Here is a 13,688-nt window from a genome sequence, read left to right on the forward strand (position 1 = left end):
CCATCGTCACCAACCCGCTGATTCGGTCCCGATTCACACCCCTGCGGGTGAGCGGGCTGCCGGTCAGGGGGTGATCCCGGCGGCGCGGAGTGCGTGGAGGAGGGCCCGGTGGTGGTCCTCGGAGACGTGCCGGGCGGCCTCCAGGAGGAGGGGGGTGAGGCGGTCGGGGTCGGGGGTGGCGAGGCGGGCGGCGTCCTCGGGGGTGCGGGTGCGGAGGGAGGCGTCGAGGAGGGTGCGGGCGTCGCGGGTACGGCCTTCTTCTTGGAGGCGCGCCACCGCGGCGCCGGTTTCCTCCGGAGGGCGGGCGGCGCCTTCGCGGAGCAGGCGGTGGGCTTCCTCGGGGCGGTCGGATGCCGTCAACGCCTGTACTGCGGCGAGTAGTTGCTCCGGGGGCAGGGCGGCGGCCTCCCAGCGGAGGGTGGTCCAGTCGGCGTGGGTGAGGGCGTCGGCGAGGAGGGGGAGGCGTACGGCGGGCCAGCGGGCGGCTTCCGCGAGGAGTGTGTACGCCTCACCGCTGCGGCCCCCGGCGCGGAGGGCGGCGAGGTGGGCGACGGCTTGGGCTACGGCTCGGTGGTCGTCGGGGTGGGGTACGGGGGTGGCTGCCTCCTCCCCCTCAATCTCGGCCTCGGCTCCGGCGAACCGGGCGCCCCGGAGGTCGGGGGTGTCCGGCGGAGCGCCGGGGAGGATCAGGGGTGCGGGGGTCTCGTCGTCCAGTCCGGCGAAACGGGCGCTGCCTCGGCGGCGTTTGCGAGGCTTGGAGGGGGCTTCGGTCGGGTGATCACCGGATGCGGCCGGGCGGGCGTCGGCCGGGGCGCCGGGCGCGAAGTCGGACGTGGCCGCGTGGGGCGTACGGCCCGACGCCGCCTGGCCAGAGGCCCGCGCGGCGGCGTCGGCCCGGCCGCCCGGCGCGAAGTCGGGCGTGGCCGCGTAGTGGGCTCGCCCGGACGCCGCGTACTCAGCGCCTTCGGCCGGGGCGCCTGGCGCGAGGGCGGATGCGTCCGCGCGAGGGGTACGGCCGGGCGCCCCCTGCCCGGGGACCCGTGCGGCCGACGGCTCCGAGCGAGCCATCCGGGACAGCCGGTCCCGCAGCTCCGCACACCGAGCCGTCGCCCGGTGCCGGGCGTCCCGAGCCCAGGCCAGATCGACGCGGAGGGCCTCCGCCTCGGCCTCCGTCCTCGCCTCGGCGAGACGCTGGGCCAGCGCGGCCTCTCGTTCGTCCGCGTCATGGCGCTCGCGGAGGGTGGCATGAAGGCGCCGGTCCAGAGTCTCGCGGGCGCCGGGGCGGGCGTCGTACGCGACGAGGGCGGCCGCGTGCAGCGCGCGGGCCCGCTCGCGCTCGGCCAGCGCCGGCACGGTGCCGTACGCCGCCGCGAGGTCCCGCAGCAGCGCGTCGACCACGTCCCACGGAGGCACCTCGCGCCCCTCGCGGCAGGCGCGCATGCCGTCCGGATCGCGGTGCCAGAAGACCCCGCACCAGCCCGCGTTCTGGTCGAGGCGGGACAGGAGGCCGTCCAGGTAGGACCCGAACTCCCCTGCCACCGCCGTGAGTTGTTCCGCCATTCACCGGCCCCCGCCCGTTCGCCAGCACTGCGGGAGCCAGGCAACACCAGCCGTGTTACGGGCCTGCTACGCACGGTTTGCGGAACGGCTCAGACCGGGACCAGCGCGCAGCGGACGACCAGCTCGTCCATGGAGAGCCCGAGCGCCCGCGCCAGCGCCGCCACGGTGAAGAAGGCGGGGGTCGGCGCCCGGCCGGTCTCGATCTTGCGGAGGGTCTCGGCGGAGATGCCGGCGACCGCGGCGACCTCGGTCATGCTCCGCGGTCCGCGTGCCTCGCGCAGCAGCCGGCCGAGCTGTTCGCCGCGCTCGCGCTCTTCGGGGGTCAGGGGGGTGCGCACCATGGCACCCATTCTAATACCGGTATAGTAATTGGCATGGTTGAACTCAAGACGGACGCCTCCATCGAGGCCATGTACGCGGCCGGCCAGGTCGTCGGGCGCGCCCTGACGGCGGTACGGAACGCCGCTGACGTGGGCGTGAGCCTGCGGGAACTGGACGAGGTCGCCCGCGACGTCCTGCGCGACGCGGGCGCGACGTCACCGTTCCTCGGCTACCGCCCCTCCTTCGCGCCGACCCCCTTCCCGGCGGTGATCTGCGCCTCGGTGAACGACGCGATCGTGCACGGCATCCCCACCGGCTACCGGCTGCGCGACGGCGACCTCCTCTCCGTGGACTGCGGCGCCCTGCTGGACGGCTGGGCCGGTGACTCGGCGATCAGCTTCGTGGTCGGCCGCCCGCGCCCCGAGGACCTGACCCTGATCGACACCGCAGAGCGGGCGCTCGCGGCCGGGATCGAGGCGGCGGTCGTCGGCAACCGCATCGGCGACATCGCCCACGCCATCGGCACCGTGTGCCGCGCCGCCGGGTACGGCATCCCCGCCGACTTCGGCGGCCACGGCATCGGGCGCAAGATGCACGAGGACCCCGGCGTGCCGAATGAGGGCCGCCCCCGCCGGGGCATGCCGCTGCGCCACGGGATGGTCCTGGCGATCGAGCCGATGCTGATCGCGGGCGGCCGGGACGGCTACCACCCCGACCCCGACGGCTGGACCCTCCGAAGCAATGACGGCTCCCGCGCGGCCCACGCCGAGCACACGGTGGCCATCACGGACGCGGGCCCGCGCATCCTGACGGCGCGCGAGCCGGTACGGCAGGGCGCGGGGTCGTAACGCGGGGCCTCGGCGCGGGGCCGGTGAAGCCTGCGGGTGCCCTTCCCCCCTGGGCGTGCCATCGTTTCAAGAGCGGCCGATCCGGGGTACCCGGCCGCTCCGCACGCGTCGTCTGCGAAGGACGGAAACGATGACCAGCGGCTACATCGGCCCCGAGGGCGACCCCTTCGGGGAGTTCTTCTCCCGCTTCTTCGGCGGCTCCGGGAATCCGGGCCAGCCCGGCGGCCCCCGCCAGATAGACATCGGCCGCCTGCTGAGCCAGCCCGCGCGCGAGCTGGTCAAGGGGGCCGCGCAGTACGCGGCGGAGCACGGCAGCCGGGATCTGGACACCCAGCACCTGCTGCGCGCCGCCCTGTCCAGCGAGCCCACCCGCAGTCTGCTCAGCCGGTCCGGGGCGAACCCGGACTCGATGGCCACCGAGATCGACGGCCGCGCCGGACCCGTGCAGCACCAGCCGGGCAAGGTGCCGCCGACCGCGCTGTCCCTGACCCCGGCCGTGAAGCGCGCGCTGATGGAGGCGCACGAGATGGCACGGGCCAGCGGCGCCGGGTACATCGGCCCCGAGCATGTGCTGAGCGCCCTCGCCATGAACCCGGACTCGGCCGCCGGGCACATCCTGCACGCGGCCCGGTTCAAGGCGGAACCGGCTCCGCCCGAGGCGCCGGACACCGCGCAGGGCCGCCCGGACCGCCCCCGGCCCACCACCACGCCGACGCTGGACAAGTACGGGCGCGATCTGACCGAGCTGGCCCGCGAGAACCGTATCGATCCGGTGATCGGCCGGGAGAAGGAGATCGAGCAGACCATCGAGGTGCTGTCCCGGCGCGGCAAGAACAACCCGGTGCTGATCGGTGACGCGGGCGTCGGCAAGACCGCGGTGGTCGAGGGGCTGGCGCAGCGCATCGCGGACGGGGACGTGCCCGAGGGGCTTGAGGAGCGCCGGGTGGTGGCGCTGGACCTGACCTCGGTGGTGGCCGGCACCCGCTACCGGGGCGACTTCGAGGAGCGCCTGAACAACATCGTGCAGGAGATCCGCGCGCATTCGGACAAGCTGGTCGTCTTCATCGACGAGCTGCACACGGTGGTGGGCGCGGGCACCGGCGGCGAGGGCGGCGCGATGGACGCGGGCAACATCCTCAAGCCCGCCCTGGCCCGCGGCGAGCTGCACATCGTCGGCGCGACCACGCTGGAGGAGTTCCGGCGCATCGAGAAGGACGCGGCGCTGGCCCGCCGCTTCCAGCCGATCCAGGTGCCCGAGCCGTCCGTGGAGGACGCGCTGGAGATCCTGCGCGGGCTGCGCGACCGCTACGAGGCCCACCACCAGGTGCGTTACTCGGACGAGGCGCTGGCGGCGGCCGTGGAGCTGTCCGACCGCTATCTCACCGACCGGCGGCTGCCCGACAAGGCGATCGACCTGATCGACCAGGCGGGCGCGCGGGTGCGGCTCGGCGCCCGGACCAAGGGCGCGGACGTGCGCGCGCTGGAGCGCGAGGCCGAGCAACTGGTCCGGGACAAGGACCAGGCGGTGGCGGACGAACAGTACGAGCAGGCAACCCAGTTGAGGGACCGGATCGCGGACATCCAGCGGCGGATCTCGGAGGTGGCCGACGACGGGGAGGCCGTCGAGGGGCAGAACCTCCAGGTGACGGCGGAGGCCATCGCCGAGGTGGTGTCCCGGCAGACCGGGGTGCCGGTCAGCCGGCTGACCCAGGAGGAGAAGGAGCGCCTGCTCGGCCTGGAGGAGCATCTGCACGAGCGGGTGGTCGGCCAGGACGAGGCGGTCAACGTGGTCGCGGACGCCGTACTGCGCTCCCGCGCGGGGCTGTCGAGCCCGGACCGGCCGATCGGCAGCTTCCTGTTCCTCGGCCCGACCGGGGTCGGCAAGACCGAGCTGGCGCGGGCGCTGGCGGAGTCGCTGTTCGGCAGCGAGGACCGGATGGTGCGGCTCGACATGAGCGAGTACCAGGAGCGGCACACGGTCTCCCGGCTGGTCGGGGCGCCGCCCGGTTACGTCGGCCACGAGGAGGCGGGCCAGCTCACCGAGGTGGTGCGCCGGAATCCGTACTCGCTGCTGCTCCTGGACGAGGTGGAGAAGGCGCACCCGGACGTCTTCAACATCCTGCTCCAGGTGCTCGACGACGGCCGGCTGACCGACGCCCAGGGGCGGACGGTGGACTTCACCAACACGGTCATCGTGATGACCAGCAACCTGGGGTCGGACGTCATCACCCGGCGCGGTGCCGGGATCGGGTTCGGGCCGGGCGGTGCGGACGCGGACGAGGAGGCGCGGCGGGAGCAGATATTGCGGCCGCTGCGGGAGCACTTCCGGCCGGAGTTCCTCAACCGGATCGACGAGATCGTGGTGTTCCGCCAGCTCACGGCCGAGCAACTGCGCCAAATCACCGACCTGTTGCTCAACGGCACCCGCGAACTGACCAGCGCGCGGGGTGTGACGGTGGACTTCACCGACGCGGCCGTGGACTGGCTGGCCGAGCGCGGCCATCAGCCGGAGTACGGTGCCCGGCCGCTGCGTCGCACGATCCAGCGTGAGGTGGACAACCAGTTGTCGCGGCTGCTGCTGAAGGGCGCGGTGGCCGAGGGCGGCGAGGTGACGGTCGATGTGGCGGACGGGCGGCTGGACTTCCGGGTCCAGGGCCAGGAGGCCCAGCCGGCCGAGGCGCAGCGCGAGGGGGCTTGAGTCTTTAGAGGTGCTCAGGGTCAGCCCGTCGGGTTGACCACCATGGCGGAGCCGCCGCCGCGCCGGGTCGTCTCGGCGGCGGCCAGCCACTTCCCGTCCGGCAGCCGTTGGACGCCGGTCGCGGCGCCGATCTCGGGGTTGAGCTTGAAGCTGTGCCCGAGCTGTTCCAGCCGCTCCCGCAACGCGCTGTCGTACAGGGCGGGTTCGGCTTCGGTCTGGGCGGCGTTGCGCTGGCTTGCGCGGGGTGCCGCGATGGCGTCGACCAGCGGGAGACCCCGGTCGAGGAACTCGGTGAGGGTCTGGAGCACGGTGGTGATGATGGTCGCGCCGCCGGGCGAACCGAGCGCCACCACAGGGCGGTTGTGCCGGTCCAGGACGATGGTCGGGGAGATCGAGGAGCGCGGGCGCTTGCCGGGACCGGGCAGGTTGGGGTCCGGGACGCCGGGGCTCGCCGGGGTGAAGGAGAAGTCGGTCAGCTCGTTGTTGAGCAGGAAGCCCCGGCCGGGCACGGTGATGCCGCTGCCGCCGGTCTGCTCGATGGTGAGCGTGTAGGAGACGACGTTGCCCCACTTGTCGGAGACGGTGAGGTGGGTGGTGTTCTCGCCCTCGTACGTGGTCGGCGCGGCCTTGCCCTTGGTCGCGCAGGCGGCCGGGTGGCGGGGGTCGCCGGGTGCGAGCGGGCTGGTCAGGACGGCGTCGTCCTTGATCAGGCAGGCCCGCGAGTCGGCGAACCGCTGCGAGAGCAGTTGCTTGGTGGGTACGTCCTCGAAGGCGGGGTCCCCGACCCAGCGGCCCCGGTCGGCGAACGCGATGCGGCTCGCCTCGATGTACCGGTGCAGGTACTGGGTCTCGCTCGCCTTGGAAAGGTCGCTCTTCTCCAGGATGTTGAGCGCCTCGCCCACGGTCGTGCCACCGGAGGAGGAGGGCGCGATGGAGTACACCTTCAGACCGCGGTACGAGGTGTCGGTGGGCCGCTGGAGTTTGGTGCGGTAGCCCGCCAGGTCCTTGGCGGTCAGCTTGCCGGGGCGGGCGTTCCAGCCCGAAGCGGGGTCGACCGGGGGCTTGTTGACGGTGGCGACGATGTCCCGGCCGAGGTCGCCCCGGTAGATGGCATCGGCGCCCTTGCGGCCCAACTCCTCGTATGTCTTGGCCAGATCGGGGTTCTTGAGGGTGGAGCCGACCACCGGGAGCTTGCCGCCGGGCAGGAACAGCCGTGCGGTGTCCGGGAAGTAGCGGAACCGGGTCTCGTTGGCGGCGGTCTGGGAGCGGAAGGTGTCGTCCACGGTGAAGCCGTCGCGGGCGATCCGCTCGGCCGGCCGCAGTACCCGCGCGAGGCTGTTGGTGCCCCAACTGCGCAGGGCCGTCTGCCAGGTGGCGGGGGTGCCCGGGGTGCCGACACTCAGCCCGCTGGTGACGGCGTCCGCGAAGGCCAGCGGCTTGCCGTTCTCCAGGAACAGGTCGGAGCGGGCGCTGAGCGGGGCGGTCTCGCGGCCGTCGATGGTGTGCACGGTACGGGACTTGGCGTCGTAGTAGACGAAGTAGCCGCCTCCGCCGACGCCCGCCGAGTACGGCTCGGTGACGCCCAGCGCGGCTGCGGTGGCCACGGCCGCGTCGACCGCGTTGCCGCCGTTGCGCAGCACCTCGATACCGGCCGCGCTGGCGTCGGCGTCGACGCTGGAGACCGCGCCTCCGTAGCCGACCGCCACGGGCACCTTCCCGCCGGGCCCGCCCGCCGCTGCTGGCGGGGCGGCGGCCCCCATCGAGGCGACGGCGGCCGAGACCACGACCACCGCCAGCTTCCGCGTACCAGGACGACCCATCCGAACCTCCCGAGAACACCGTCCGCGCAGCGTAACCAGATCCCCAAGGCCCCCGACAGTATGCCTCGCGGCCTCGGGCCCCGCATGCCGGCTCAGCCGGCCCTGATGGTACGGACGGCCATCACGGGGTCAACCGGGGCCACCAGTTCCCGCGTGACGACCTCCACCAGCTCCTCCGGAACCCCGTCCCCGCTCAGCCCGCTCACGTACGCGAGAGCCTGGCCGAGCACCAGCGCGGGCACCCGCTCCCGCAGCAGCCGCACGGCGGGAAGCCGGCCCCGTCCCGCGACGGCCGCCCGCACCTCGCCGTGCAGGTCGTCCACGGCGGTCCGCACGGCCTCCCCCCGGATGCGCACCCGGTAGTCGGTCTCCCACGCCCCCGTCTTCCAGGAGACGGCACCAACCGAGTGCAGGCCGCCGTCAGCCCGGTCGACCAGGTACGGGCCTCCCCCGACCAGCAGGAAAGCGGGGTCCCGGCTGCGCAGATACTCCGCCGTCGTCACATGGACGACCCACACCAGTTCATGCCGCACAGCGCTCGCGACGACCATGTTCACCGGCTCCACCTTCAGCGCCGACTCTCGCTCCAGCTCTTCCTCGACGATCCGCACCGCGGCATCCAGCTCGATCACGCGCCCAGCATCGCGCACGAGGCCCACGCGGCGCCCCTGTGTATTCCCGGACCCGCTACCATCCCGCCGCATGAACGATGACGTGCGCAACATCGTCCTTGGTGTCATAGCCGCCGGCATCAGTGCCGCGATCGGGTGGGTGGCCCGGACCTATTTGTGGCGGCGGAAGCTGCGGCGGAAGCAGGTGTTCTTCGGGTTGCCGGACAACTCGGAGACGCTGTTCGTCGTGAACCGGGACCCGGGGGCGACGGAGCCGGCGGTGCACCGGTTCGACGTGTTCGCGCTGTTGGAGCTGTCCGCGCTCATCAAGGACTGTGGCGCGAACATGCAGTTGATGACGCAGGACGTGTCGCACCAGGGCTTCGGTGAGCGCACGGAGTTCTGCGTGGGCGGTCCGGCCTCCAACCGGCGGATGCTGGCGCACATGTCGGCGATGCTGCCGGGGGTGCGGATAAACACCGAGAAGGAGAAGGGGCCGAACCGGGGCGCGTTCCGCATCGGTACGGAGACCTACCGGATGGAGCCCGGCACGACCGAGTACGTGCTGCTGGCCAAGGTCGCCGCGGGGCGGCAGACGCGGCCGGTGTTCCTGTTCTGCGGGCAGCGGGCGATCACCAATCAGGCGGCGACGCGCTATCTGGCCCGTAACCACGAGCGGTTGGCCCGCAAGCACGGCTCCCACTCGTTCGTGCTGCTGCTCAAGGTGGTCAACTCCCAGGCGTACGGCCCCGATCTGGTCGAGGTGGTCGCCGATGTCACGCGGGCCGCGCAGGCGCCGTTCCCGGAGACCGGGGAGAGCGCGGAGACCCCGGCTCCGGCGACGCCCGCCTCATAGGACGCAACCGTCTTCAACTATTGTTACCCGTACGTAACTTACCCACGGGTTACTTGAGGTAAGAACCACCCACTACTGTCGGGTCACTTTCGCACTGGCACGCGTCAGGAGTGACCATGGCCCCCGCTCGTAACCCCCTGCGCACCTGCGCCGTCGGCACCGTATCGGCGACGCTGGTCGCCGGCGCGGTCGTCGGGCTGGCGCCCTCGGCCCAGGCGGCCCCCGCCGTACGGTTCGTCGACATTCCCGGTGACGGGGGCACCGTACTGAAGGCGAACGTCGTCACCCCGGCGGGCTCCGGCAGCCATCCCCTGCTGGTGCTGCCCACGAGCTGGGGCTTCCCGCAGGCCGAGTACCTCGCCCAGGCGCAGAAGCTCGCCGACTCCGGTTATGTGGTCCTCTCCTACAACGTGCGCGGCTTCTGGCAGTCCGGCGGCGAGATCGAGGTGGCCGGGGCGCCCGACCTGGCGGACGCCTCCAAGGTCATCGACTGGGCGCTGGCCAACACCCCCGCCGACTCCGCCCGCATCGGCATGGCGGGCGTCTCCTACGGCGCCGGCATCAGCCTGCTGGCCGCCGCCCACGACAAGCGCATCAGGGCCGTGGCGGCGCTCAGCGGCTGGGCCGACCTGATCGGGTCGATCTACTCCGGCCGCACCCAGCACGTCCAGGCGGCCGCCCTGCTGGACGGCGCGGGCGCGGTCACCGGCCGGCGCAGCCCCGAGCTGCGGCAGATCTTCGACCGCTTCTACGCCTCCGACCTCTCCCAGGAGCAGAACCTCATCGACTGGGGCGAGCGCCGCTCCGCCGTGACGTACCTGGACCGGCTGAACGCCAGCAAGCCCGCCGTGATGCTCGCCAACGCCTGGAGCGACTCGGTCTTCCCCGTCAACCAGTACGCGGGCTTCTACGAGAAGCTGACCGGCCCCAAGCGCCTCCAACTGCGCCCCGGCGACCACGCGACCCCCGAGCTGACCGGCCTGTTCGGGCTGCCCAACGACGTGTGGAAGGACACCGGCCGCTGGTTCGACCACTACCTCAGGGGCGTGGACAACGGCGTCGACCGCGAGCAGCCCGTCCAGTTGGAGTCCCGCAGTGGGGGCGGCTACGAGGGCTACCCGGACTGGAAGTCGGTCGCCGCCACCGACCGCAAGATCGCGCTGGCGGGCAGCACCACCATCCACACCAACGTCGACTCCGGCGCGGACGGCGGGATCGTCCTGCTCTCGGGCCTCATGGACCAGGTCACCAAGCTGCCCCCCATGGCCTCCATACCGCTGCTGCCGCGCCGCTGGGCGGCCGTCTGGCAGTCGGAGCGGTACACGGCGCCCCAGCGGGTGCGGGGCACCGCCCGGCTGCACACCACGCTCACCCCGACCGCCGAGAGCGGCACCTTCGTGGCCTACCTGTACGACGTGGGCCCGCTCGGCATCGGCAAGCTGGTCACCCACGCGCCCCTGACCTGGCACGGCCGTACGCCGGGGCAGCCGTTCGGGGTGGACCTGGACCTGTTCTCCACGGCCTACGACGTCCCGGCCGGGCACCGGCTGGCCCTGGTGGCCGACACGGTCGATCCGCTCTACCTCGAGCACAACCCGTCCGGCGCGCGGCTGACCTTCTCCTCGCCGGAGAACGACCCGTCGTACGTGTCGGTCCCCCTGCGCGAGCAGTGATCTCCGGCCGCCGCCGGACGAGCATGGCCCGTGTGAACCGCCGCCTTCGTCACGGCTTCTTAAGCCGTGGGTGGCTCCCCACCCGGCAGCGGCGCCCCAGGGCCGGGCGCGGCGACAGCCACGGCCTCGGTCTTGGGACTGCGCTGCTCCCGGCGGGACACCCAGACGGCGAACCACGAGAGCAGCATGCACATCCCGATGTAGATCGGCGAGATCACCATCACTACGGGGATGAACGGCAAATCGTAGTCGAGGTTCGAGGCGATGAGCTTCCCGGCGTGGAGGAACTCCTCGTAGGTGATGAGGAAGCCCAGCGAGGTGTCCTTCAGCGCGACCACCAACTGGCTGATGATCGCTGGCAACATGGCGCGTACCGCCTGCGGTACGAGCACGTAGGACATGACCTGGGTTTTTCTCATGCCGAGAGCGAACGCGGCCTCACGCTGGCCGCGTTCGACCGCGTTGACGCCGGAGCGGAAGACCTCGGCGAGCACCGAGCCGTTGTAGAGGGTCAGTCCGGCGACGAGGGCGGGCAGCGGCTGCACCTTGAGCGCCACGAAGATGAAGAAGATCATCACCAGCACGGGCATCGCGCGGAAGAACTCCACCACGAGCGTGGCCAGCCAGCGCACCGGCGCGTGGTCGGAGAGGCGTCCGGCGGCGAGCACCCCGCCGAGGGCGAGGGAGAGCACGGCGGCCATGGCGAACGCCTTGAGGGTGTTGCCGAGGCCGCGCAGCAGCAGTTCCTGGATGCCCTTGTACTCGAAGGGCATCCACTTGGTGGCGGTGAACTGACCGGTGGAGAAGAGCAGATAGAGCACCCAGGCGACCAGGCCCAGCAGCACGGCGGTGGACAGCACCGCGTACAGCGCGTGCCGCCGCCGGGTGGTGGGGCCCGGGACGTCGTAGAGCGCGGTGGTCTCGGTCGTCATCGGGCCACTCCCCACGTGCGTTCCAGCAGGTTGAACAGGGCGCTGATGGCGAGCGTGATGATCAGATAGCCGACCGCGATCCAGACGAAGGTCCAGATGATGTTGTAGCCCAGCTCGCTCAACGTCTTGTAGGTGCCCAGCAGTTCGGTGACGCTGAAGGCGCCGGCGATGGCGGAGTTCTTGGCCAGCGCGATCAGGGTGGAGCCGACGGGCGGGATCACCGAGCGGAACGCCTGCGGGAGCACGATCACGCTCAGCGTCTGCGAGAAGGTCATGCCGAGGCTGCGGGCCGCCTCCCCCTGGCCCCTGGGCACGGTGTTGATGCCGGAGCGCAGCGCCTCGCAGATGAACGCGGAGGTGTAGCAGCCCAGCGCGAGGACGGCGAACGCCTGGAAGGGCAGGACGAGTCCGAACCGGGGCAGTCCGAGCAGCACCGCGAAGAACAGCAGGGTGAGCGGGGTGTTGCGCAGCACGGTCACCCACACCGTGCCGAAGACCCTGAGCGAGGCCACCGGCGCGACCCGGAAGGACGCCATCAGGAAGCCGAGCGCGAGGGCCAGCAGCGAGGCGTAGACGGTCAGTTCGACCGTGCCGAGGAATCCCTCGCCGTACAGGGCGAAGTTGTCTGTCAGTACGTTCATGGCGTCCTCGGTCAGCTCGCCGGGTAGCGGTCGATGGGCGGCGGCTTCGGCGCGGGCACACCGGACAGGCCGAGCGTGGCGTCGTACGCCCTCTTCCAGTCGCCGTTCTTCTCACGGGCGGCGAGGGCGGTGTCCAGGGCGAAGCGCAGGGCGTTGTCGCCCAGCGGGACTCCGATGCCGTACGGCTCCTTCGAGAACGGCTTGCCGACGACCTTGAGTTCGTCGGGGGCCTTGGCCGCGTAGCCGATCAGGATGGCGTCGTCGGTGGTGACCGCGTCGACCTGATAGGTGAGCAGGTTGTCGACGCAGACCGAGTACGTGTCATAGGCCACCAGGACGGCCTTCGGGTAGTCGTCCTTGATGCGCTGGTACGGGGTCGAACCGGCCGCCGAGCAGACACGCTTGCCGGCGAGGTCCTCGGGCCCGTGGATGTCGTCGGTGTCCTTGCGCACCAGCAGGGACTGGCCGGCCATGTAGTACGGGCCCGCGAAGCCCACCAGCTTCTTGCGGTTGGCGTTGATGGTGTAGGTGCCGACGTAGTAGTCGATCTGGCCGTTCTGCAGGGCGGTCTCGCGGTTGGCGGAGGCGATGGTGCGGAACCGGACACTGTCGCCGGGGAAGCCGAGGGAGGCGGAGAGCATCTTGGCGATCTCGATGTCGAAGCCGGAGTAACGGCCGGTCGCCGGGTCCTTCTCGCCGAGGTAGGGCTGGTCCTCCTTGGCGCCGACGACGAAATGGCCGCGCTTCTTGGCGCGTACCCAGGTCGGGGAGCCGGGCAGGCTGAAGTTCCGGTCCACCGCGTAGTGCGGGAGCTGGTCGGGGGCGGGGCCCTTGACGGGCGGGCTGCCGTCCTTGCCGCAGGCGGCCAGCGGGGCGAGCGAGGCCAGCAGGGTGGCGAGCAGGGCGATGGCGCGGGGCGCGCGGGTGTGGCGGGACATGGGTCGCACTCCCCGGTCAGTGCTTGAGGATCTTGGAGAGGAAGTCCTTGGCCCGCTCGCTGCGCGGGGCGGTGAAGAACTCCTCGGGGCTGCGGTCCTCGACGATCCGGCCGTCGGCCATGAAGACGACGCGGTTGGCGGCGGAGCGGGCGAAGCCCATCTCATGGGTGACGACGATCATGGTCATGCCCTCGCGGGCGAGCTGCTGCATGACCTCCAGCACCTCGTTGATCATCTCGGGGTCGAGCGCGGAGGTGGGCTCGTCGAAGAGCAGCGCCTTGGGGTCCATGGCGAGGGCGCGGGCGATGGCCACACGCTGCTGCTGGCCGCCGGAGAGCTGGGCGGGGTATTTGTCGGCGTGGGCGGAAAGGCCGACCCGGTCGAGGAGTTCACGGGAGCGGCGGTCGGCGTCGGCCTTCTTGCGGCCGCGCACCTTGGTCTGCGCGAGGGAGACGTTCTCCAGCACCGTCTTGTGGGCGAAGAGGTTGAACGACTGGAAGACCATGCCCACTTCGGCCCGCAGCCGGGCCAGCGCCCGCCCCTCCTCGGGGAGCGGCTGCCCGTCGAGCGTGATGGTGCCGGACTCGATGGTCTCCAGCCGGTTGATGGCCCGGCACAGCGTCGACTTCCCCGACCCGGAGGGGCCGATGACCACGACCACCTCCCCCTTGCCGACGGTCAGGTCGATGTCCTGCAGGACATGCAGCTCCCCGAAGTGTTTGTTGACGTCACGCAGTTCGATCAACGGATCGACGGCCATCCGCAGCCCTACTCACTCTCGCCGAGTCGT

Annotated in this window: 12 protein-coding genes; 4 read left to right on the forward strand and 8 right to left on the reverse strand. The window is 71.7% G+C overall.

Going from position 1 to position 13,688, the window contains the following annotated elements; genetic code table 11:
• Positions 1 to 63: 63 nt before the first annotated feature.
• Both E5083_RS14975 and E5083_RS14980 read right to left on the reverse strand, forming a co-directional pair.
• Positions 64 to 1,560, reverse strand: a complete 1,497-nt coding sequence (locus E5083_RS14975) for a hypothetical protein (RefSeq protein WP_135786181.1) — start codon at positions 1,558 to 1,560, stop codon at positions 64 to 66.
• Between the two features lie 89 nt (positions 1,561 to 1,649).
• On the reverse strand, positions 1,650 to 1,901 hold the full coding sequence (locus E5083_RS14980) for a helix-turn-helix domain-containing protein (RefSeq protein WP_030809674.1): 252 nt from the start codon (positions 1,899 to 1,901) through the stop codon (positions 1,650 to 1,652).
• 33 nt (positions 1,902 to 1,934) lie between these two features.
• On the opposite strand from E5083_RS14980, the gene map reads away from it, so the two are divergent.
• On the forward strand, positions 1,935 to 2,729 hold the full coding sequence (gene map / locus E5083_RS14985) for a type I methionyl aminopeptidase (RefSeq protein WP_135786182.1): 795 nt from the start codon (positions 1,935 to 1,937) through the stop codon (positions 2,727 to 2,729).
• A gap of 130 nt (positions 2,730 to 2,859) precedes the next feature.
• Positions 2,860 to 5,427 (forward strand): ATP-dependent Clp protease ATP-binding subunit, encoded by a 2,568-nt coding sequence (locus E5083_RS14990; protein ID WP_135786183.1) that lies wholly within the window; start codon positions 2,860 to 2,862, stop codon positions 5,425 to 5,427.
• Between the two features lie 20 nt (positions 5,428 to 5,447).
• Here E5083_RS14990 and ggt read toward each other — a convergent pair whose 3' ends face one another.
• Complete coding sequence (gene ggt / locus E5083_RS14995; protein WP_135786184.1) at positions 5,448 to 7,247, reverse strand: gamma-glutamyltransferase; 1,800 nt, start codon at positions 7,245 to 7,247, stop codon at positions 5,448 to 5,450.
• A 92-nt stretch (positions 7,248 to 7,339) separates the two neighbouring features.
• Positions 7,340 to 7,879, reverse strand: a complete 540-nt coding sequence (locus E5083_RS15000) for a YrhB domain-containing protein (protein WP_135786185.1) — start codon at positions 7,877 to 7,879, stop codon at positions 7,340 to 7,342.
• A 70-nt stretch (positions 7,880 to 7,949) separates the two neighbouring features.
• On the opposite strand from E5083_RS15000, the gene E5083_RS15005 reads away from it, so the two are divergent.
• Together E5083_RS15005 and E5083_RS15010 are read left to right on the forward strand one after the other, a co-directional pair.
• The gene (locus E5083_RS15005) at positions 7,950 to 8,714 is read left to right on the forward strand and encodes a hypothetical protein (protein ID WP_135786186.1); all 765 of its coding nucleotides are present in this window, start codon (positions 7,950 to 7,952) and stop codon (positions 8,712 to 8,714) included.
• 116 nt (positions 8,715 to 8,830) lie between these two features.
• Positions 8,831 to 10,387 carry an alpha/beta fold hydrolase gene (locus tag E5083_RS15010; protein WP_135786187.1) on the forward strand — a complete coding sequence of 519 codons (1,557 nt, stop codon included), beginning with the start codon at positions 8,831 to 8,833 and terminating at the stop codon, positions 10,385 to 10,387.
• Positions 10,388 to 10,446: 59 nt separating this feature from the next.
• On the opposite strand, the gene E5083_RS15015 is transcribed toward E5083_RS15010, so the two are convergent.
• From E5083_RS15015 to E5083_RS15030, 4 genes are read right to left on the reverse strand one after another with little or no spacing between them, the layout of a single operon-like run.
• A complete protein-coding gene (locus E5083_RS15015) occupies positions 10,447 to 11,319 on the reverse strand; it encodes an amino acid ABC transporter permease (protein WP_135786188.1) in 873 nt (290 codons plus the stop codon).
• The gene (locus tag E5083_RS15020) at positions 11,316 to 11,960 is read right to left on the reverse strand and encodes an amino acid ABC transporter permease (protein WP_135786189.1); all 645 of its coding nucleotides are present in this window, start codon (positions 11,958 to 11,960) and stop codon (positions 11,316 to 11,318) included. Before E5083_RS15020 ends, E5083_RS15015 begins: the two co-directional genes overlap by 4 nt.
• 11 nt (positions 11,961 to 11,971) lie before the next feature.
• The gene (locus tag E5083_RS15025) at positions 11,972 to 12,898 is read right to left on the reverse strand and encodes a glutamate ABC transporter substrate-binding protein (protein WP_135786190.1); all 927 of its coding nucleotides are present in this window, start codon (positions 12,896 to 12,898) and stop codon (positions 11,972 to 11,974) included.
• Between the two features lie 16 nt (positions 12,899 to 12,914).
• The gene (locus tag E5083_RS15030; protein ID WP_031182551.1) at positions 12,915 to 13,658 is read right to left on the reverse strand and encodes an amino acid ABC transporter ATP-binding protein; all 744 of its coding nucleotides are present in this window, start codon (positions 13,656 to 13,658) and stop codon (positions 12,915 to 12,917) included.
• Positions 13,659 to 13,688 lie beyond the last annotated feature (30 nt).

It is taken from the genome of Streptomyces bauhiniae (genome assembly GCF_004784475.1).
Lineage (GTDB): Bacteria > Actinomycetota > Actinomycetes > Streptomycetales > Streptomycetaceae > Streptomyces > Streptomyces seoulensis.